Source organism: Methylobacterium sp. ARG-1 (assembly GCF_001262595.1).
Taxonomy (GTDB): Bacteria; Pseudomonadota; Alphaproteobacteria; order Rhizobiales; family Beijerinckiaceae; genus Methylobacterium; species Methylobacterium brachiatum.
On sequence record NZ_LHCD01000027.1, the window covers coordinates 36,277 to 55,445 of the forward strand.

20 protein-coding genes and 1 riboswitch are annotated in these 19,169 nt (G+C 71.2%); of the genes, 14 read left to right on the forward strand and 6 right to left on the reverse strand.

All coding sequences use genetic code 11. The features are described 5' to 3' along the window. Positions 1–200: 200 nt before the first annotated feature. Positions 201–396, reverse strand: a riboswitch (cobalamin riboswitch). Positions 397–793: 397 nt separating this feature from the next. The 4 genes from AKJ13_RS21450 (at position 794) to AKJ13_RS21465 (ending at position 4,423) form a co-directional block, all read left to right on the forward strand. After that, a complete protein-coding gene (locus AKJ13_RS21450) occupies positions 794–1,153 on the forward strand; it encodes a HigA family addiction module antitoxin (RefSeq protein WP_050735188.1) in 360 nt (119 codons plus the stop codon). A gap of 223 nt (positions 1,154–1,376) precedes the next feature. Further along, positions 1,377–1,838 carry an NUDIX domain-containing protein gene (locus AKJ13_RS21455; RefSeq protein ID WP_050735189.1) on the forward strand — a complete coding sequence of 154 codons (462 nt, stop codon included), beginning with the start codon at positions 1,377–1,379 and terminating at the stop codon, positions 1,836–1,838. 92 nt (positions 1,839–1,930) lie between these two features. Continuing rightward, positions 1,931–2,866, forward strand: coding sequence for a cysteine synthase family protein (locus AKJ13_RS21460; RefSeq protein WP_050735233.1), 936 nt, complete (start codon positions 1,931–1,933; stop codon positions 2,864–2,866). Between the two features lie 147 nt (positions 2,867–3,013). Continuing rightward, entirely contained in the window at positions 3,014–4,423 is a 1,410-nt protein-coding gene (locus tag AKJ13_RS21465) for an RluA family pseudouridine synthase (RefSeq protein WP_050735190.1), read from the forward strand. Here the strand turns inward: AKJ13_RS21465 and AKJ13_RS21470 are convergent. Continuing rightward, positions 4,390–5,103 carry an alpha/beta hydrolase gene (locus tag AKJ13_RS21470; protein WP_050735191.1) on the reverse strand — a complete coding sequence of 238 codons (714 nt, stop codon included), beginning with the start codon at positions 5,101–5,103 and terminating at the stop codon, positions 4,390–4,392. The genes AKJ13_RS21465 and AKJ13_RS21470 overlap by 34 nt on opposite strands. Before the next feature lie 167 nt (positions 5,104–5,270). Here AKJ13_RS21470 and AKJ13_RS21475 point away from each other — a divergent pair, with 167 nt between their 5' ends. From AKJ13_RS21475 to AKJ13_RS21490, 4 genes are all read left to right on the forward strand, one after another. Next, positions 5,271–5,714: a hypothetical protein gene (locus AKJ13_RS21475; protein ID WP_050735192.1), complete on the forward strand. Its 444-nt coding sequence runs from the start codon at positions 5,271–5,273 to the stop codon at positions 5,712–5,714. 31 nt (positions 5,715–5,745) lie between these two features. Next, entirely contained in the window at positions 5,746–6,435 is a 690-nt protein-coding gene (locus tag AKJ13_RS21480; protein WP_050735193.1) for an HAD-IA family hydrolase, read from the forward strand. Between the two features lie 126 nt (positions 6,436–6,561). Further along, positions 6,562–7,350, forward strand: coding sequence for an ATP12 family protein (locus AKJ13_RS21485; protein WP_050735234.1), 789 nt, complete (start codon positions 6,562–6,564; stop codon positions 7,348–7,350). 146 nt (positions 7,351–7,496) lie between these two features. Further along, positions 7,497–7,796: a hypothetical protein gene (locus AKJ13_RS21490; protein WP_050735194.1), complete on the forward strand. Its 300-nt coding sequence runs from the start codon at positions 7,497–7,499 to the stop codon at positions 7,794–7,796. Between the two features lie 206 nt (positions 7,797–8,002). On the opposite strand, the gene AKJ13_RS21495 is transcribed toward AKJ13_RS21490, so the two are convergent. After that, complete coding sequence (locus AKJ13_RS21495) at positions 8,003–8,497, reverse strand: glutathione peroxidase (protein ID WP_050735195.1); 495 nt, start codon at positions 8,495–8,497, stop codon at positions 8,003–8,005. 40 nt (positions 8,498–8,537) lie between these two features. Continuing rightward, positions 8,538–9,098 carry a hypothetical protein gene (locus AKJ13_RS21500; protein WP_050735196.1) on the reverse strand — a complete coding sequence of 187 codons (561 nt, stop codon included), beginning with the start codon at positions 9,096–9,098 and terminating at the stop codon, positions 8,538–8,540. A gap of 133 nt (positions 9,099–9,231) precedes the next feature. On the opposite strand from AKJ13_RS21500, the gene AKJ13_RS21505 reads away from it, so the two are divergent. Then, positions 9,232–10,620 carry an aminotransferase gene (locus tag AKJ13_RS21505; RefSeq protein WP_050735197.1) on the forward strand — a complete coding sequence of 463 codons (1,389 nt, stop codon included), beginning with the start codon at positions 9,232–9,234 and terminating at the stop codon, positions 10,618–10,620. Positions 10,621–10,641: 21 nt separating this feature from the next. Here AKJ13_RS21505 and AKJ13_RS21510 read toward each other — a convergent pair whose 3' ends face one another. After that, the gene (locus AKJ13_RS21510; RefSeq protein WP_007564732.1) at positions 10,642–11,964 is read right to left on the reverse strand and encodes an HlyC/CorC family transporter; all 1,323 of its coding nucleotides are present in this window, start codon (positions 11,962–11,964) and stop codon (positions 10,642–10,644) included. A 60-nt stretch (positions 11,965–12,024) separates the two neighbouring features. Beyond that, entirely contained in the window at positions 12,025–13,476 is a 1,452-nt protein-coding gene (locus AKJ13_RS21515) for a hypothetical protein (RefSeq protein ID WP_064774653.1), read from the reverse strand. A gap of 318 nt (positions 13,477–13,794) precedes the next feature. Here AKJ13_RS21515 and AKJ13_RS21520 point away from each other — a divergent pair, with 318 nt between their 5' ends. The 4 genes from AKJ13_RS21520 to AKJ13_RS21535 all read left to right on the forward strand — a co-directional run bounded on the left by AKJ13_RS21520 (position 13,795) and on the right by AKJ13_RS21535 (position 17,286). Further along, entirely contained in the window at positions 13,795–14,193 is a 399-nt protein-coding gene (locus AKJ13_RS21520; RefSeq protein WP_007564729.1) for a DUF3775 domain-containing protein, read from the forward strand. A 23-nt stretch (positions 14,194–14,216) separates the two neighbouring features. Then, positions 14,217–15,506, forward strand: coding sequence for a phosphatase domain-containing protein (locus AKJ13_RS21525; protein WP_050735199.1), 1,290 nt, complete (start codon positions 14,217–14,219; stop codon positions 15,504–15,506). Between the two features lie 270 nt (positions 15,507–15,776). Next, complete coding sequence (locus AKJ13_RS21530; RefSeq protein WP_050735200.1) at positions 15,777–16,877, forward strand: alpha/beta hydrolase; 1,101 nt, start codon at positions 15,777–15,779, stop codon at positions 16,875–16,877. Between the two features lie 151 nt (positions 16,878–17,028). Beyond that, the gene (locus tag AKJ13_RS21535) at positions 17,029–17,286 is read left to right on the forward strand and encodes a hypothetical protein (protein ID WP_050735201.1); all 258 of its coding nucleotides are present in this window, start codon (positions 17,029–17,031) and stop codon (positions 17,284–17,286) included. A gap of 176 nt (positions 17,287–17,462) precedes the next feature. Here AKJ13_RS21535 and AKJ13_RS21540 read toward each other — a convergent pair whose 3' ends face one another. Beyond that, positions 17,463–17,852: a hypothetical protein gene (locus AKJ13_RS21540; RefSeq protein WP_050735202.1), complete on the reverse strand. Its 390-nt coding sequence runs from the start codon at positions 17,850–17,852 to the stop codon at positions 17,463–17,465. Positions 17,853–17,971: 119 nt separating this feature from the next. Here AKJ13_RS21540 and AKJ13_RS21545 point away from each other — a divergent pair, with 119 nt between their 5' ends. After that, positions 17,972–19,138: an MFS transporter gene (locus tag AKJ13_RS21545; protein ID WP_050735203.1), complete on the forward strand. Its 1,167-nt coding sequence runs from the start codon at positions 17,972–17,974 to the stop codon at positions 19,136–19,138. The last annotated feature ends 31 nt before the right edge of the window (positions 19,139–19,169 follow it).

Consider the following 19,169-nt stretch of genomic DNA (forward strand, 5'->3'; position numbering starts at 1 on the left):
GGTCTTGCGCGCTTCGAGCGCAGGGGCTGAGGATCGGGCCGCGCGAAAACGCGGCCGAGATCGGCACGACAAGGGAGGACATCGGGAACCGGAACGCGGGCGCGCTTGCTGTGGCACGTCACCGCGAACAAGGTCTCGCCGACCCCGCTGGCGCGAGGCCGTCTCGACACCCGCCAGGACACCCCGCCCGGCGCGTTTCGCGTGTGACCACGGCTGACGGCAGGTCTCCTGGCTCGCGGGTCGCCGCCCTCGCACCGTCTTCCCGGGCCGAAACCCAGTGACGTGGTGGTGAAGGGCTCACCGCTTACAGTTGCGGGGACAGCCGCGGCATCGGGGAAGACCCCTCACCGCGTTCCCTTTTGATCCCCGAGGGGAACCGTCGGGGATCAGCTTGGCCGTGTGCTGCCGGGACGTCAAGCGTCTGGATATCTTCGGTTGTGTGCAGGTCCCTTCCGCACCGGCCTGGACGACCGGCTGGACGTCGGGGGCCTTGGCGGGCTTGCTAGGCGCGGGTCAGGATGAAAATTCTTTTGAAATTCAGCAGTGTATTTCTGGCGGATATCATCGGATACTGTTGCTATTTATTGTCAAAATGAAACAATTAATCTCAGAATAATTTGCGTGATGACGAACATCATCACGGATTACATAGAATCGTTGACGGTGGAACCACTGGTAGTCTGCTGCGTATATCGGCAAAGATCGTAGAGAAATGAGGTAGGGTCATCTCAAAGTACGTGCGAGACGTTTTTATGACCGATGGTCTAGTGCTGAGATATACAAGGGGGACGCGATGAGTATCACGTATCAACTGGAAAATCCGGGTCATCCGGGCGGGTTCGTGCGGCGCAACATTTTGGAGGCGCGCAACCTGACCGTCATGGCCGCGGCCAGCTTGCTCGGCGTGACCCGTCAGGCGCTGTCAGACTTCCTCAACGAGAAGACGGCACTCACGGCGGAGCTGGCCCTGCGCATCGAGGCGGTGTTCGGGTGCAGCATGGAAACGCTGATGGAGCTGCAGACGCGCTTCGAGATCGCCAAGGCGCGCAAGCACCAGGCCGAGATCCAGAGCGAACTCGCGGCCGCGCCGCGGGTCCAGGAGCCGGTCGATCGGCCCGAACCGATCGTCAAGCGCGCTTACGCGATCGGGTGAGATTCGTCATCAGCGGCGCGGATAACGCGTCCTGAGCCGCTGGGACGATCCCAGGTTCGACGGCGGGCACGGTGCGCGCCGGCCGGAACGTCGAAACGCGCCACTCCATGAAAGCCTCGCCTGTGCCGTGTCGGACATGTCCGACACGGCACAGGCGCAGCTTGGCGCTCTGGAGGCCAGTGCAGGCCGTTGCGCCCCTCGGCGACGCGGAATACCGAGCCCCATGCATGTCTGGCGTCCCCCTTCGGAGATTCGCGTGAAGGCGCTCGGCCTGCCCTGGCGGGGAAGCCGGCTGCTCGTTGCCGAGGTCTATACCGATGACGGGGGCCTCAAGGGCGTGCGCCCCCTCGGGGGCAGCGTCGGGTTCGGCGAGCCGGCGGAGGCGGCGCTCGTGCGGGAGTTCCGGGAAGAGCTCGGCCTCACCGTGCGGGTTCTCGGTGCCCCGTTCGTGATGGAGAACCTGTACACACACGAGGGCAGCCCGGGGCACGAGGTGCTGTTCCTGTTCCCGGTCGCGCTGCCGCCGAGCGCGCTCGATAGGCAGGAGCGGGTGGTCTTCCACGAGGATTGCGGCACGCCCTGCATCGCCCGCTGGTGCGATCTGGAGGAACTGGATCGCGCGGGTGGGCCGGATCTGTACCCGGTCGGGCTCAAGGCGCGGCTTCTTGCCGAGGGGCGGCCGTAGCCGCGATCGCGCGTCCTCGTTCCCGGCCCTGTCGGGGCCTTGGAGCCGCTGCTAGGCTGTGCGGTGTGATCACCCGCGCCGAGTCCGCGTCCGTGCCATCGACCATCGCCGCGTCCGCCCTCGATCTCATCGGCCGCACGCCCCTGATCGCCCTCGACCGCGTCCATCCCGGACCGGGTCGCATCCTGGCGAAAGCCGAGTTCATGCAGCCCGGCGGAAGCGTCAAGGACAGGGCGGCCTGCGCGATCCTGCGCGCCGCCCGGGCGGATGGGCGGCTCGCCCCGGCCGCCCCGGTCGTGGAGATGTCGAGCGGCAATATGGGGGCCGGCCTGGCCGTGGCCTGCGCCACGCTGGGGCACCCGCTGGTCGTCACCCTCTCGGCCGGGAACAGCCCGCAGCGGGCGCGGATGCTGGAAGCGCTCGGGGCGGAGGTCGTGCTGGTCCCGCAGGTCGACGGGGTGCCGGGACAGGTGACCGGGGCCGATGTCGCGGCCGCCGCCGAGGCGGCGCGGCAGGTCGCCCGGGAGCGCGGCGGTTTCTACGTCGACCAGTTTCACGCCCCGGAAGGCGTCGCGATCCACCGGGATACGACCGGCCCGGAGATCTGGGCGCAATGCGGCGGGCGGATCGAGGCCTGGGTTGCGTCGGTGGGAACGGGCGCGACCTTCCTCGGGGTCGCGGCGGCGCTGCGGGCGCGTGATCCGCGCATCGTCTGTGCGGCGGTGGAGCCCGAGGGCTGCCGGCCGCTGGCGGGCGAGCCCGTCGTCGAGCCGCGCCATCTCCTACAGGGGACGGGCTACGGCAGCGTGCCGCCCCATTGGGAGCCCGGGCTCATGGATCTGGCCCTCGCGGTGTCCGACGACGAGGCCGCGCACTGGCGCCGATTGCTGGCGACGCGGGAGGGCCTGCATGTCGGCTACTCGGCGGCCGCCAATGTCTGCGCCGCCGCATCCCTGCTCGCCTCGGGCCGCCTGCCGGCGGACGCCGTCGCCGTCACGGTGCTGTGCGACACCGGTCTCAAGTACTGACGGTTGTGGCGCCGGCCACCACCGCCTTTGCCGCTGCGCCCCCGCGATGCTAGAGCCGGGCGACCCCATCGGTCCGGGTCCTCCGCGACGCCGCGGCCGATGCGCCCGGACGTTCCGTCCGAAGCGGAGACGGGTGCTGGCGGAATCATGACGACACGACCACCCCCACGCGGCGGCCCGAAGGGGCGCAAGCCCCCGGCCGGTAAGTTTCAGCCGTATGGCGAGCGCGCCCGCACCGGCCCGCGCACCAGTGCCCGCGACGCCGCCGAGCGCGCCGCCCGCAACCGCGGCGACGATGCCGGCGCGCGCGATCCCTGGACCGCGGCGGGCACGCCTCACGCCGTCGCCGCAGCCGCGGCGGCTGCCGCGAAGCCGAAGCCCCGGCCGGCCCGGGACGAGCGCAAGGATGCGCCGCCCCCGCGCAAGGCGCCGCCGCGGCCCAGCGTCAGGCCAGCCGCGAAGGCGCAGCCCAAATCTGCCGAGCCGCGGCCCGAGCCGTCGGCCCCGCCGGCCGGCCAGACCCGGCGCGAGCAGCGCGCGGCCGCCTCCGCGACCCTCGCCTCCGGGGTGCAGACCCTGACGGTCGAGCCGGACGAGGCGGGCATGCGCATCGACCGCTTCCTCACCGCGCGCTTCCCGTTGCTGCCCTTCACGCGGGTCCAGAGCATCGTCCGCAAGGGCGAGCTGCGGGTCGATGGCAAGCGCGCCAAGCCCAACGACCGGCTCGAGCCGGGCATGAGCGTGCGCGTCCCGCCGCTGCGCCTCGACCAGCCGACCGAACGCCCGCGCAGCGCCGCCCGGGAGCAGGACGATGCCGAGTTCATCCGCTCGCTGATCCTCTACGAGGACGCCGACATGATGATCCTCAACAAGCCCTTCGGCCTCGCGGTCCAGGGCGGGTCGGGCACGGTCCGCCACGTCGACGGGCTGCTTGCGGCGCTGACCGGGCCGGACGGCCAGAAGCCCCGTCTCGTCCACCGGCTCGACAAGGATACGGCCGGCTGCCTGATCATCGCCAAGACACGGCTGGCGGCTGCGACGCTCGCCAAGAGCTTCCGCTCGCGAGCGGCGCGAAAGATCTACTGGGCGCTCACCGCGGGCGTGCCGCGGGTGCGGCAGGGGCGGGTCTCGACCTACCTCGCCAAGGACGAGCCGACCGATGCCGACGCGCGCATGCGGGTCGCCAAACACGGCGACGAGGGCGCGAGCCACGCACTCACCTATTACGCCATGGTCGATCAGGCCGCCCAGAAGCTGTCCTGGCTGTCGTTCAAGCCGGTCACGGGGCGGACCCACCAGCTGCGCGCCCACGCGGCCCATATCGGCCACCCGATCGTCGGCGACCCGAAATACTTCTCGGTGGAGAACTGGGAGCTGCCCGGCGGCATCCAGAACCGGCTGCACCTGCTCGCCCGCCGGATCGTGATCCCGCATCCGCGCACCGGTCGGCCCGTGGATGTCAGCGCCCCGCTGCCGCCGCACATGGCCCAGAGCTGGAACCTCCTGGGCTTCGACGCCTCCCGCTACGACCCGATCGTCGAGGCGCCGGAGAGCTGAGCCCGGAGCCACGGCACGATGGCCTCCGCCAGAGCATCGGGGGCCTCCATCGGCAGCATGTGGCCGGAGCCGTCGATCACCGTCAGGGTGGCGCCCGGAATGCCGGCCTGAAGTTCCCGCGCCTCGTCGGGGCTGCGCAGGCTGTCCTGGGCGGCGGCCACCACCCGGGTCGGGCAGGCGATCGCGCCGAGCCGGTCCAGGTCGCTGGTCCGGGCCTGACCGGCCTGGCGCAGGAACACCTCGCCGCCGAGCCGGTCGCCCATCGCGCGAATGCGGGCGATCAGCACCGCGTCGCCGGCCCGGTCCGGATGGACCGAGCCGAGGATCGCGGCCCGGCTGAGCCCCGAAAATCCCTGGCGACGGACGTTCTCCACGGCCGCCGCCTTCCGCCTCGCCTGGGCCGGGGTGTCGGCCCGGGCCGAGGTGGCGATCAGCACGAGCGCCCGGACCCGCTCCGGCGCGAGCCGGGCGATCTCCCGCGCCACGTAGCCGCCCATCGAGAAGCCGATCAGCGCGAATCGCTCGGGCGCCCCCGCGGCGACGCGCCGTGCCATGGCGTCGATGCCGGGGTCGCGGGTGAGGTCGCCGTGCAAGACTGGGCCGAGCGGCGCGAGGCGCGGGAGCATGTCCGCCCAGAGGTCGGGATCGGTCATGAAGCCGGGGAGCAGGACGAGGGTCATGGGGCTCTCACGCGTGCCGGGCCGCGATATCCCGGTGCAGCGCCGCCCGCGGCCCATTGGTCTCGCGTCCGCCACGCCTTGGCAATCGGCCGACTCGCCTCATATGCTGATCCGTGACCCGCCGTTCCGCCGCGGGGCCGATTTCCCGCGGTTCGAGACCCTGACGCATGAAGCTCGCGACGTTGGCCTGCCTCGCCGCCCTCTGCCTCGTCGGGCCGGCGGCCTACGCCGCGCCGGGCGAGGCCGCCAAGCCGGCCGCGCCGGCGAATCCGGCGCCGCCATCCAACGCGCCCCGGCAGACCCAACCGGCACCGGCCACGCCCGCCCCGGCCCAGACCGCCCCCGCCGCCGAGGCGTCCCAGCAGCCCGCCCCCTCCCCCGCGCCGTCGACCGCCCAGCCTCAAGCCGCCCAACGGCCGGCCTCGAGCGCCCGGGCCGAGCGCCGGCGGCGGTCCTACGCGGCCTGCAACCGCGCCTCGCACCAGCGCGGGCTGCGCGGTGGCAAGCGCCGGCGGTTCCTGATCCGCTGCCGACTCGGCTACGAGCGCACGCACGGCCAGCCGGCGCAGCCGAGCGCCGGCCAGCCGGTGCAGCCGGGCCGCAAGCCGTGACCGGCCGCGCCGCGCCGGGCGCGCCCGGGCGATGAAGCTGATTGTCTTCGACGTCGATGGCACGCTGGTCGACAGCCAGCACCTGATCGTGGCGGCCCAGGGGCTCGCCTTCGCGGAGAACGGCCTGCCGGCCCCGGGCCGGCGCGAGGCGCTCTCGGTGGTGGGCCTATCGCTGCCGCAGGCGTTCCGCCGCCTCGTGGGCGAGGACGGGCCGATCGTCGAACTCTCGGAAAGCTACAAGCAGGCCTACAACCGCCTGCGGGTCGATCCCGCCTACGAGGAGCCGCTGTTCCCGGGTATGGGTGAGCTGCTGGCGCGGCTGCATGCCCGCGAGGACGTGCTGATCGGTCTCGCCACCGGCAAGTCCCGGCGCGGCGTCGACCGCCTGATCGCGCATCACGGCTGGGCCGACTGGTTCGTGACCACGCAGAGCGCGGACGACGCGCCGTCGAAGCCCGATCCGACCATGCTGCTCCAGGCGATGGCCGAGGCCGGCTGCGCCCCCGAGGCGACCATCATGGTCGGCGACACCACCTTCGACATCGGCATGGGTGTGTCGGCCGGGGCCGTCGCCGTGGGGGTAGGCTGGGGCTATCACCCGGCCGGGGCCCTCTACGGGGCGGGGGCGGTCACGGTGGTGTCGAGCGCAGGGGCGCTGGAAGGGCTGTTGTCCGGGGGGGAGCCTCCGGGCCCGCCCGCTTCGCCGGCATCGCGGGCGTAGCGCAGCGACCCATGGAATCGCACCGCTCGGAGAACGCGACCCATCCTGTGTCGCTCCGCGCGCGCGATGACGGTGCGACTTCCGACGAGGCTCGCCGACGGACCCGAAAGCGCCTATCTGGCATCCATGAGCGATGTGACGAACGAGTGGCTCGGCGAACCGGGCGATGGGGAGCGACCCGATCCGGTGCGGGCGGCCCGCGGCCATGCCAAGCCCGCCCTGCCCCGGCGGTTCTACCAGGAGGCCGGCTTCGTCGAGGGCCCGGACGGGTTCCGGCTGACCCTCGATGGCCGTCCGGCGAACACCCCCGCCCGCAACCCGCTGAGCCTGCCGACCCGGGCGCTCGCCGAGAAGGTTGCGGCCGAATGGGCGGCCCAGGACACGGTGATCGATCCGGCCAGGATGCCGCTGACCCGGCTGGCCAATACCAGCATCGACGGCGTCGCCCCCCGGCACGCCGCCGTGGTGGAGGATCTCTGCGCCTATGCCGGCACCGATCTGCTCGCCTATCGCGCCGGGGATCCAGAGCGCCTCGTCTCGGCCCAGGCCGCGTCCTGGGACCCGATCCTCGACTGGGCCCGGGAGACTTTTGGCGCCCGGGTGATCCTCAGCGAGGGCGTGATGCATGTGGAGCAGCCGCCCGATACCGTGCGGGCTTTGTCCGAGGCGGTCGCCGCGGTCGAGAGCCCGTTCCGGCTGGCCGGCCTGCACACCCTGACCACGCTGACCGGCTCGCTGCTGATCGCGCTCGCGGTCCTGCGCGGCCGCCTCAGCCCGGCCGAGGCCTGGGACGCGGCCCATGTCGACGAGACCTACCAGGCGGCAATCTGGGGCCGGGATGCCGAGGCCGAGGCACGGCTGGCGATCCGCCGGACGGAGTTCGAGGCCGCGGCCGAGCTGATCGCCAGCGTCTGACCATTCGGCTGTGCCCGCCTGGCAGGGTGGATTGCGCAGATGCGCTTGCGCAACATGCCCGGACTCGCTGTCGCGAGACCGCGTAGCCGGCTGACATGCCGCGAGGATTGACTTAGGGTCGGGCTATTCCAGTCGTCGGATCATCCATGCGCGCCGATCCTTGCCATGACAGTCGTTTCACCGGCGAATTGGCCGCGCTTCTTGCCAGCAAGCAGTCTTCCGACGACGAGGCGGCGCGCGAGGCTTTGTTCGCGGCCCTGTCGCGGCTGGAACGTCAGGCGCTGATCGCCGGCGCCGCGGATTCGACCCTGGAGAAGATCGCCGAGGCCCGGTTCCTAATCGGGATCCTGCGCGACTCGATGCGCCCGTCGCGGATCGCACCGCTGCGCAGCCTGCTGCGGCTGGCAGCGGAGCCGCGCTGTGTGGCGGAGGGCGAGCCGGTCTGAGCGCCCGATCACTGTCGTGATCTCGCTCGGCAGACCGTTCCGAGCACCGGGTATCCCGATCTCTCCCCTCATCCTGAGGCCTCCGCTTCGCTCACACCTCAGGATGAGGTGGAGGATGGGATACTCGGGTCAAACAAGCTCCGGGCGGCGGTGGACAAATCCTGCCGGCCGTTCACGAGGACGGTGGCGATAGTCGCGCCGACGCCTCAACCCGCTGGCTGGGCCAGTGCCGCCCGCACCTTCCCCTCCAGCGAGGCCGGCTTTGCCGAGGGCGCGAACCGGGCGATCACCTGTCCGTTCCGGCCGACCAGGAACTTGGTGAAGTTCCACTTGATCGCTTTCGTCCCGAACAGGCCCGAGCGGGCCTGTTTCAGGTGGTCGAACAGCGGTTCGGCCTCCGGGCCGTTCACTGCCACCTTGCCGAGCACCGGGAAGCTGACATCGTAGGTCAGCGAGCAGAACTTGGCGATCTCGGCGGCATCCCCCGGCTCCTGCGCGCCGAACTGGTTGCAGGGGAAGCCCAGGACCGTCAGGCCCGCGTCGCGATGCGACCGCCACAGCGTCTCCAGCCCGGCATATTGCGGGGTGAAGCCGCAGCGCGAGGCCGTGTTCACGATGAGCAGCACCTCGCCGCGATGCTGCGCGAGGGGGTATGGGCTCCCGTCGGCTGCGGGAACGGTGAAATCGTGGATCGTCGTCATGCGCGATCACTCGGGCAAACAAGCGATCGCCGCAAGGGTGTTACGCGGCTTTGACCTTCTGCACGTCGAAGCTCGGACCCTGCGGGGTCATCCGGTCATGCGAGACGATCCGCTCGTCCGGTGCGACCACCCCGAGGCTGACGTCCCGGTCCGGCAGGACCACCGTGGTGGTCTTGTTGACGTGCACGAGCACGTGGCGGCGCAGGGGCACAGAGGCCGCCGCCCAGCGCTTGAGCTGGCCGTAATAAGGCTCGCGGCGCCAGACATTCGCCTGGCCGGGATCGACCTGCACGTTCATGTTGCGCGACAGCGGGTCGAGAGTGAGCACCATCTTGGCGCGGTCGGGCTTCCATTCCGGCCCGAGCCAGCTCTCGGTCATCCAGAGACAGTGGAAAGCCCGGCAATGGTCGGGGCGCGTCGCGTGGATCGCGCAGCCCTGGCCGGCCTTGGTGTGGCGGCACCACTGGCCCGCCACGCTCTCCACCGCCGGCACGTCGTAGACCTTGCAGCACAGGGTGCAGGCGCCGCAGGCGCGCCCGGGGGCCGGCAGCGCCACGAAGGTTTCGGGCGCCAGGACGGGCGAGGGACCGGAAGTGAGCATGAATCGTGCGTCGCGCGGGTCAAACACGGGGGCATGCATCCGGGATGAGCCGGGCGCAGGGCCGCGGGACTACCTGCACGGGCATCGGGTCGGTAGTGTGGCGGATCCCCTGGGCATGAGGACGGTGCGAACGATGCTCTCGAATCTCGCGACCCGCGACGTCGAAACCCTGCTCCACCCCTACACCAACCTGTCGACCCACCGGCATACCGGCCCGCTGGTGCTGGAGCGCGGCGAGGGAGTCCACGTCTACGACACGGAGGGCCGGTCCTATATCGAGGGCATGTCGGGCCTGTGGTGCACGGCGCTCGGCTACTCGAACGCGGAACTGGTCGAGGCCGCCCGGGTCCAGATGGGAAGGCTGCCCTTCACCCATCTGTTCTCCGGCCGCAGCCACGATCCCGGGATCGAACTGGCCGAGACCCTCAAGGAGCTGATGCCGGTCCCGACCTCGAAGATCTTCTTCACGTCTTCCGGGTCGGAAGCCAACGATACGCAAGTCAAGTTGACCTGGTACTACAACAACGCGCTGGGCCGGCCGCAGAAGAAAAAGATCATCGCGCGGCAGAAGGGCTATCACGGCGTCACGGTGGCCAGCGCCTCGATGACCGGGCTGACCGCGAACCATGCCGACTGGGACCTGCCGCTGCCGGGCTTCCTGCACGTCGCCTGCCCGCATTTCTATCGGGGCGCCGAGCCGGGCGAGACCGAGGAGGCCTATTCGGCCCGCCTCGCCGCCGATTTGGAGCAGACGATCCTGCGCGAGGGGCCCGAGACCGTCGCGGCCTTCATCGCCGAGCCGGTGATGGGCGCCGGCGGGGCGATCGTGCCGCCGCGGGGCTACTTCGCGGCGATCCAGGCGGTGCTGACGAAATACGACGTCCGGATGATCGCCGACGAGGTGATCTGCGGCTTCGGCCGGCTCGGCACCTGGTTCGGCAGCGAGGCCCTGGGGATCCGGCCGGATTCGATCTCCTTCGCCAAGGCCCTGACCTCGGCCTACATGCCACTCGGCGGCGTCAGCATCGACGAGCCGCTCTACGAGGCGATGATCGGCCAGAGCGAGAAGCTCGGCACGTTCGGCCATGGCACCACCTATTCCGGTCACCCGGTGGCGGCCGCGGTGGCGCTGAAGGCGATCGAGATCTACCGGCGCGACCGGGTGATCGAGGGCGCGGCCGAGAAGGCGCCGCACTTCCAGCGCCGGCTCGCGGCGCTGGCCCAGCACGACATCGTCGGCGAGGCCGGGGGCATCGGGTTGATCGGCGGGCTGGAGATCGTCGCCGACAAGGGCAGCAAGCGCCAGTACGAGCCGAAGGCGGGCGTGGCCGCCCGCTGCGTCGCCTTCGCGCAGGCCGAGGGCCTGATCGTGCGCGCGCTCACCGGCGACCGGGTCGCCCTCTGCCCGCCGCTGATCATCAGCCCGGACGAGATCGACGCGCTGTTCGACCGGCTCGGCCGTGCGCTCGACCGCACCCGCGACTGGATCCGCGCCGAGGGGCTGGAGGCGATGCCGGGGTGAGGAGAGCCGGCGTGGCCCGCCTCACACCGGGTCGCGCTGCGCCTCCACCTGCGCGGTGGTCTGGATGCCCGTCGCGGTCAGCGGCGTGATCCGCAGGGTGGTGATCCGGTTCTTGGCCTTGCGGATTACCTGGAAGCGGAAGCCGTGGAAGTTGAAGGCCGTGCCCTGATCGGGGATGGTCCGGGCCTCGTGGATGACGAGGCCTGCGATGGTGGTGGCCTCGTCGTCGGGCAGGTTCCAGTCCATGGCGCGGTTGAGGTCGCGGATCGGCACGCCGCCGTCGACATTGACCGAGCCGTCGCCCTGCGGGCGCACGCCCGAGACGGTAACGTCGTGCTCGTCCGCGATCTCGCCGACGATCTCCTCGAGGATGTCCTCCAGGGTCACGAGGCCCATCACCTCGCCGTACTCGTCGACCACCAAGGCGAAATGGGTCTTCTTGGTGAGGAACGCCTTGAGCTGGGCGCGCAGCGAGGTCGTGCCCGGCACGAACCAGGTCTCCAGCGCCAGGGCCTCGACTTTCAGCCCCGAGGCGTCCCCGCCCGCGGCGTCGAGCGCCCGCAGCAGGTCCTTGGCGTGGAGCACGCCGACGATGTTCTCAGGCGTCCCGCGCCACAGGGGCATGCGGGTATAGGGCGAGGCCAGCACCGCCCGGACGATGTCCTCGGACGGCTGGTCGGCGTCGATCGCCCGCATCTTGGTGCGGTGGACCATCACGTCCGAGACCGACAGGTTCGACAGGTCGAGCAGGCCGCCCAGCATGTCGCGCTCGGCCTTGGCGACGCCGCCCTCCCGGTGCATCAGCGCCACTTGCCCGCGCAACTCCTCGGAGGCGGTGAGGATCGATTGGTGCTCGCCGATGGTGATGCCGAACGGTTTCAGCATCAGCCGCACGAGATGCTCGATGGAGATCGCCGCCGGGCCCATGATGGCGACCGCGAAGGCCACCGGCCGGGCCATCAGCAGAGCCGCCTTGTCGGGCTTGGAGATGGCGAGCGTCTTCGGCAGCACCTCGGCGAAGACGATGACCAGCACCGACATGCCGACGGTCGCGTAGATCACGCCGTTCTTGCCGAACAGGGCGGTGAGCACGCTGGTGGTGAACGCCGAGGCGCCGATCGCCACGATGTTGTAGCCGATCAGCATCGCGCCGATGAAGCGCTCGCGGATCGCCAAGATCCGGTTGACGATCGCCGCGCGCGGGTCGCCCGCCTGTTCGAGGGCGTGCATCCGCGCCCGGGAGGCGGCGGTGAAGGCGGTCTCGGCGCCCGCGAAGAAGGCCGAGAGCAGCAGTGAGATCACCACGATGCTCGCGGCGAACCACAGGTCGATATGGGTGTCCATCGTTTCCAAGAGGCACGACTCGTGCGGCGGGGAGGCCGCCCATATAGCGCCTGGCGCCGGTTATTGCGCGCCGATCCGACGCACCGTCCACGTCGCCCAGTAGACCGGCCTTCCGTAGAGGGTCGAGGCGTCCCGCCCGGCTGCCGAGGGGGCGAGCCGGTCGAGCCAGGTCAGGAACCCGGCCTTGCCCGGATAGACCGCCGGGGTGTCGAGGTTGCCCTGCGCGTCGGTCATCCAGAAATGCGCGCTCCGGTCGAAGCGGCCGCTGCCGTCGCCCCCCGAGCGCAGCCCGAGATAGGACGGCGAGCGGCCGGCCTCCACCGGGTCGGCGTAGAGGGTGAGCGCCCCGATCCCGTCGAGGTTGAGGTCCGGCGTGTATTGCAGGCAGATATCGGCCACCGGGCCGCCCGGGGCGTTGGCCGGGCGCTGACAGGTATAGGACACCGCCCAGCGCTGCATGCCCTTGGCCCGCGCCACCCGGACGACGCTCCCCGGCGGTAGCGGCCCGGCGAGTTTCTTCGCCGCCGACCAGACCTTCGCGGCCGAGAGGTCCTTCGCGGTGCGCAGGTAGAGCGCGGTGCGCCGCTTCTCGGGGGCGAGGCCGCAATCCTCGGGCAGGACGTCGGTGTAGACGTAGTGATACGTGCGGTCGACGATGCTGATCGAGCCGGAAAGCCCGTGGGTCTCGAAGGCCGGGGCCGGGCACGCGGAGGCGATCGGCTTGCCGGCCTCGTCGGCCACCGGGGCCGGGGTCGGCGGCGTGCCGCGGCCGCCGGGCACGAACGGCGTCCAGGCGAGCCCGTAGCCGTCCGGGGTGCGGGTGCGGATCTCGAAGGTCTGGAAGTCGAGAGTCCTTGCCGCGATCTGCACCCGGCGCCGTATGTCGGCGGGCTGCGCCGCCGGCTCGTCCCGCTCGGCCCGGCGGCCGCGCCGCCGCCCGGCGGGCTCCTCGTCCTGATCGGTATTGCCGCCGACGCGCTCCTGGCCGAGCAGGAAGACGTAGCTGTAGGCTTCCCCGGCCCAGTCGCGGCCCGAGACCGCGATCGGGTCGCGGGGGCCGATACCCTCGAGGGTGGGGACCGGCTCGGACCAGCCGCGCCTGGCCGCACGCTCCTCCGGGAGATCGACCCAGAACCGGTCGGCCGAGGGTGGCAGCGTCGTCGCCAGCGCCTCCGGGCTGCGGCCGGTGCGCAGCGAGCCGCCGTCGCGGCTGTCGGTGGCGCGCCGCTCCGGGCAGGGCTCGTCCCGGCGGCGCGACGGCAGCGGGCTCTGGCCCTGGAAGATCATCTGCAGGGGTCCCGGCGCTTCCGCCCGCGGCAGCCGCAGGATCTGGACGCCGCGCACGAACGCGCAGGGCGCCGGCGCGATCAGCACGCCCTCGGCCTCGGCGCCGTCGCGGCAGATCTCCAGGCCGCCCCCGCCGGTGACGTAGCAGCTCGGCGCGCTGGTCTCGGCGCCGGCGGGCCGGGCCTCGACCGGAGCCGCGGCTAGGCCGAGCGCGAGGGCGGACATCGCCAGCACGGCCGCGGCCCGTACGGCCGGGCATCGGGGCTTGTCGGTTCTGTTAGACTGCAGTTCGACGCTATCAGCAGATATCGTCGCGGCGGCGTTCAAAGATGTCACTTCTATCGCCGCTGTCGATCCGGTTGTTCGGAATGTCCGGCAGCCTCTAGCCGATGGTCCGGCTACCGGGAAGTGGCGCGGACCACGCACGTTCGGCGCGCCCGCGCCACCGCCGCGTTCGGCGAGGCGAACCCGGCGCCCGCTCGCCCGTTGTCGCGGCTTGAGGGGGCGAAACGCCCGACCCAGTCAGCGTCCGGAGACCAACGCATGGATATCGCCGTCGAGACCGTCACCGACATCGTTCTGCGGCTGCGCGCCATCGAGGTGAAGGAAGGCAACACCGATCCGGATTCCGGCTCGAACCCGATCGACGACGGCTCCACCGACGTCCTCATCTCGGGCACCGACGACGCCACGGAATCCGAGGTGCGCGGCGCCATCGCCGGGCTGGACGACGACGCCCGGGCCGAGCTCCTGGCGCTGTTCTATATCGGCCGCGGCGACATGGAGCCGGAGGAGTGGGGCGAGGCGGTGCGCTTCGCCCGGGAGCGTGAATCCGTCGGCGAGGGCGCCGTGAAGGAGTTGCTGAGCGCGCCGGATGCCGGCGACCTGCTGGAGGAGGGCCTCGATGCGATGGGGCTCAGCCCCGAATTGCCGCAGGCCTGAGCCCCGAACCGGAGACCGGCGGCATGGCTTCCCGAGTTCGCCGAGCCGTCAACAAGGCGGTGCGGGTCCTCACCCGCCCGGTCCGCCGGGCTCAGGGGCATGGTGGCACGGGCCCGGGCGGGCTCGTGGTCGAGCCCTATCGCGGCTACGGCTCGCGCGACGAGATCTTCCTGATCGGCCGCGTGTTCCGGCAATCCCCCGGCATTCCCGGGGAGGATCCGGATTCCCTGCGGGCGCAGTGGCGGGACCTGCGCCGGCGCATCGCCCGACGCACGGTGGCGGGTGCCGGCATCACGGCCCGGTTCGGCGGGGACGCGGCCCGGGCCGAGACCGATCGCGACGGCTATTTCCGCCTGCGCCTTCAGCCGCGGGACCTGCCCGGACGCCCCGGCGCCTGGCAGACGGTGGAGCTGGTCCTGGAGGACGAGCCGCCGATCTCCGCCGAGGGCGCGGTGTTCATCCCGCCCGAGGGCTGCCGCTGCGTGGTCATCAGCGATATCGACGACACGGTGATGCATACCGGCGTCGCCAACAAGCTGAAGATGCTCTGGCGGCTATTCGTCGAGGATGCCGACAGCCGCGTCGCCTTCCCGGGCGTCGCCGCCCTGTACCGCGCCCTGCACGAAGGCGCCGGCGGTGCCGAGGGCAACCCGATGCTCTACGTCTCCCGGGCTCCCTGGGGCCTCTACGAGATGTTGTCCGAGTTCTTCCAGCGGCACGGCATCCCCGTCGGGCCGGTGCTGTTCCTGAGGGAATGGGGCCTGTCCTGGACGCATCCGCTGCCGCGCCGGGCCAGCGACCACAAGCAGGCGCTGATCCGCAACATGCTGGCCCTCTACCGCGACCTGCCCTTCGTGCTGATCGGCGACAGCGGCCAGCACGACCCGGAGGTCTACGCGCAGATCGTCGAGGAGCATCCCGGGCGGGTGCTGGCGGTCTATATCCGCAACGTCTCCAACGATTCCGCCCGGGTCGAAGAGATTGTCCGGCTCGCCGGAGCGGTCGCCCGGGCTGGCTCCAGCCTGGTGCTGGCCGCCGACAGCGTCGCCATGGCCGAGCACGCCGCCGGGATCGGGCTGATCACCTCGGAGGCCGTCGCCCGCGTCGCCGACGAGCATGCCGGCGCCGAGGCCGCCCCCCGCCGCGAGACCGCCCGCATCACCGCCGAGCCCCAAGCCCCGGGCGAGGCCGCCACCGAGGCCACGATCTCCCCCGACGCCGTCGCGGACGCTCTGGTCGGCGATGGAACCGTGCCCGCCACCGTGGTGGTCGAGCCGGAACACCCGGCCGCCCTGCCCCGGGTGGCCGGGTGATTCTCTTGGGGGAGCGAGCTGTCCCCCACACCGTCATTGCGAGCGCAGCGAAGCAACCCAGGGCAACGCGCGATCTCGGAACGTTGCGCATCACTGGGTTGCTTCGCTGCGCTCGCAATGACGGTCCTGCGTTCAAAGGTTCGTGCAACGCCAGAACCCCAGGATGAAAAACAGGTCCCATCCCGCCCGCACCCCTGTATCCCTGACGGCCGAACGCCCCTGTCCGCAATGACGGGTTGTCGCGAAGGGCCGTTCGCTGGAGGAAACCCGATGCGCTTGAGCCTTTCCGCCCTGCTGATGATCGCGTTCGGCACGCAGGCCGCCTTCGGGCAGGCGACCCCCGAGGCCGGGTTCCAGCGCCTGGAAGCCGAGATGGGGGCGGCCAACGCCGCGCCCGGTCCCCGCACGGTGCCGGGCCGGGTGATCCCCGTGCCCGCGACGATCAGCCCCGAGCTCCGCAACGCCGTCGCGGCGCCCTATCGGGTGCCGGCCTGGAACGCCAACCCGCCGGATGCCGCCGGCTGGAAGGCGCTAATCGACCGTCTGGCGGCGGCCGGCGCCGCGACCCTGCCGGCGCTCCGCGACAAGCTCGGCGTCACCAGCGAGGCCAGCGTGATCGGTGGCGTGAAGGTGTTCGTGGTTCAGCCGAAGACGATCCCGGAGGCCAACCGCAACCGGCTGCTGCTGCACATCCACGGCGGCGGCTACGTCTACAATCCGGGCGAGGCCGGCACCCTGGAGGCGATCCTGATGGCCGGGATCGGCGGCTACAAGGTGATCTCGGTCGATTACCGCATGCCGCCCGATGCCCCCTACCCGGCCGCCATGGACGACGCGACCGCGGTCTGGAAGGCGATGCTGGCCATGCAGAAGCCGCAGACGATGGGCGTGTTCGGCACCTCGACGGGCGGCGGCATGACGCTGGCGCTGATGCTGCGCGCCAAGCAGGAGGGCCTGGCCCTGCCGGCCGCGATCGGGCTGGGCACCCCCTGGTCGGACATGACCGAGACCGGCGACACCTACCGGACCAACGAATGGCTCGACAACGTGCTGGTGAGCTATTCCGGCTACCTGACCCCCGCCGCCAAGCTCTACGCGGGCGGGCGCGACCTGAAGGATCCGCAGCTCTCGCCGATCAACGGCGACTTCGCTGGCCTGCCGCCCGCGATTCTGATCAGCGGGACCCGCGACCTGTTCCTGTCGAACACGGTGCGCACCCACCGGAAGTTGCGCGCGGCCGGAATCGAAGCCGATCTCCAGGTGTTCGAGGCAATGTCGCATGCCCAGTATCTCGGCGCGCCGAACGCGCCGGAGACCAAGGAGGTGTTCGGCGAGATGGCCCGGTTCCTGGACGCGCATCTGGCCCGCTGAGAGGCCAGGGCTCGACACCTTGTGATGGGGCGCGTTCTCCCCATGTTGCAATGCAGCATTTCGGAGAACGCGCTTCACTTCCCGAATGGGCCTCCTAGCTTGGGTCGCTCGCATGCCGGCCCCCACTCGCCTCGATCTCCGGAGCCCATCCGTGCAAACCTACACCCTGGCCATCGCCGACGGCGTCCTGTTCGCCTGCCTGCCCGACGACGCCGACATCTCGGCCGCGATCACGGACGCCACCGCGACCAATTACGGCTTCGGCCTCAACCTCGACATTGTCCGCGGCGCGACGCTCACCAACGCCAAGGGCCCGGAGGACGAGGTCGTCTGGCAGGAGGGCTCGGACAGCGAGCTTTTGGACGCGGAAGGCCGCCGCTACCGCTACGCGGTGCGCCGGCATTCGTGATGAGGGGGACGCGGCTCGCAATCCGACGCTCCCTCCGAGACACGCCCTCATCCTGAGGCGGCGGGGTGCAGCGGAGGCCTCCGGAGACCACTGAGGCATCTGGAACCCGCCGAGGCCGCGACGCGGCACGTTATGACAGGGCGCTGTGGGATGGGCGGTGTGGGTGAGCCGCCGCGTCAGATCAGGGTTTTCGCCATCTCCAGGGCCCGCGCCTCGAACGTGGCCTCGTCGCCCCAGTCGTCGCTTGCGCCGTAGTTCATGTGCCCGCACGGCGTGAAGCTGCACAGGAAATGGCTGCCGGTCCTGTCCTCGAACCCGAGCGGGACATATCGTCGGCGCGGTTTCGCTTCCGAGCTGACATAGGCGATCGGTGCGTCGATACCCCGCCGCAGGATCGCGAGCAGATACGCGTATTGGATCGAGCCTTCGGCGAGGATATCGGTCATCAACACCCCGACATGGTCTGGGCCGAGGTCATGCCGGCGGATGGTCCGCGACCGGATGAGCTTCGGTGCATACATGCGCCAGACCCCCGTTTTGGCCGCTGCGACGGCCGGCTCTGTCATGCATCCGATCTTGTGATTTGATTCGTCAATTCGAATACGCTTGTCTGGGCCGGCGCTGCCCGACCGATCGGATCCCGATGCCCACCTGCCCTCCGCCGGCCTCCTGATCCGGCGCCGCGATGGATTCGGGCGCGCGCAGCGAAGGGTGGCGGGGCGGTCTCACCCGCTTCCTCGTCCTGTACGCCGCCCTCTACGGCGCCTACGGCCTCCTGTCGCCGATCCTGCCTGGCTTCCTGGCGGCGCGGGGCCTGAGCCCCGGCCAGATCGGCGCCGTCCTCGCCGCCGCCGGCGCCCTGCGGCTCGGGGTCGGCCCCCTGGCCGGGGCCTTCGCCGATCGGCGCCGGGCCGCCCGCCCCGTCCTTGCGGGGAGCGTCGCGCTGGCCGGTCTCGCGGTCCTGGCGCACCTGCCCGGCGCGGGGTTCTGGCAGCTCCTCGGGCCGGCCCTCCTGTACGCCGCCGGCACCGCGGCCCCGCCGCCCCTTGCCGACGCACTGGCGCTCGCCGCCGCCCGGGGTGGCGCGGTGTTCCAGTACGGCTGGGTCCGGGCTGCCGGCTCGGCCGCCTTCATCGCCGCCACCGGCGCCGCCGGCTGGCTGATCGGATCGTACGGCCTGGCCGCCGCCCTGGTGGCGAGCGGCCTCCTCTTCATCGCGGCGTCCGGGGCGGCCCTGGCCCTGCCGGTCCGGGGCGGCTTGGCGAAGACCGGCCCGCGGCTCGACGAAAACTTCGCCGCGTTGCTGCGGCTGGCGCATTTTCGTCGCACCCTCGTCGCGGCGTCGCTGGTGATCGGCGCCCATGCGCTGCACGACGCCTTCGCGATGATCCTGTGGCGCGACGCGGGGATCGGGGCCGGGACCGCCGGATTGCTGTGGTCGGGATCGGTGGCCGCCGAGGTGCTGGTCTTCCTCCTCGCCGGTCCCCCGCTTCTGGCGCGGATCGGCCTGCCCGCCGGGATCGCGGTCGCGGCCTGCGCCGGCGCCCTGCGCTGGGCGGTGCTCGCCTCCACCACCGCGATCCCGCTTCTCGCGGCCGCTGAGGCCTTGCACGGATTGAGCTTCGCGCTGCTGCACCTCGCCTGCCTCGGCCTGATCGAGGCCAGCACGCCCTCGGAGCTCCGGGCGACCGCCCTGGCGCTCTACGGCACCGTGGCACTGGGCCTGTCCGGCGTGCTCGCCACCCTGGCCTCCGGCGCGCTCTACGGGGCGTTCGGCGCTTCGGCCTTCTGGGCGATGGCGGCGCTCAGCCTCGCCGCCCTGCCCCTGGTGCCGGGCCTGCGTGACCGCTGAAGCCGCGGGTTCTTTTCCCGGCCCTGTGGTA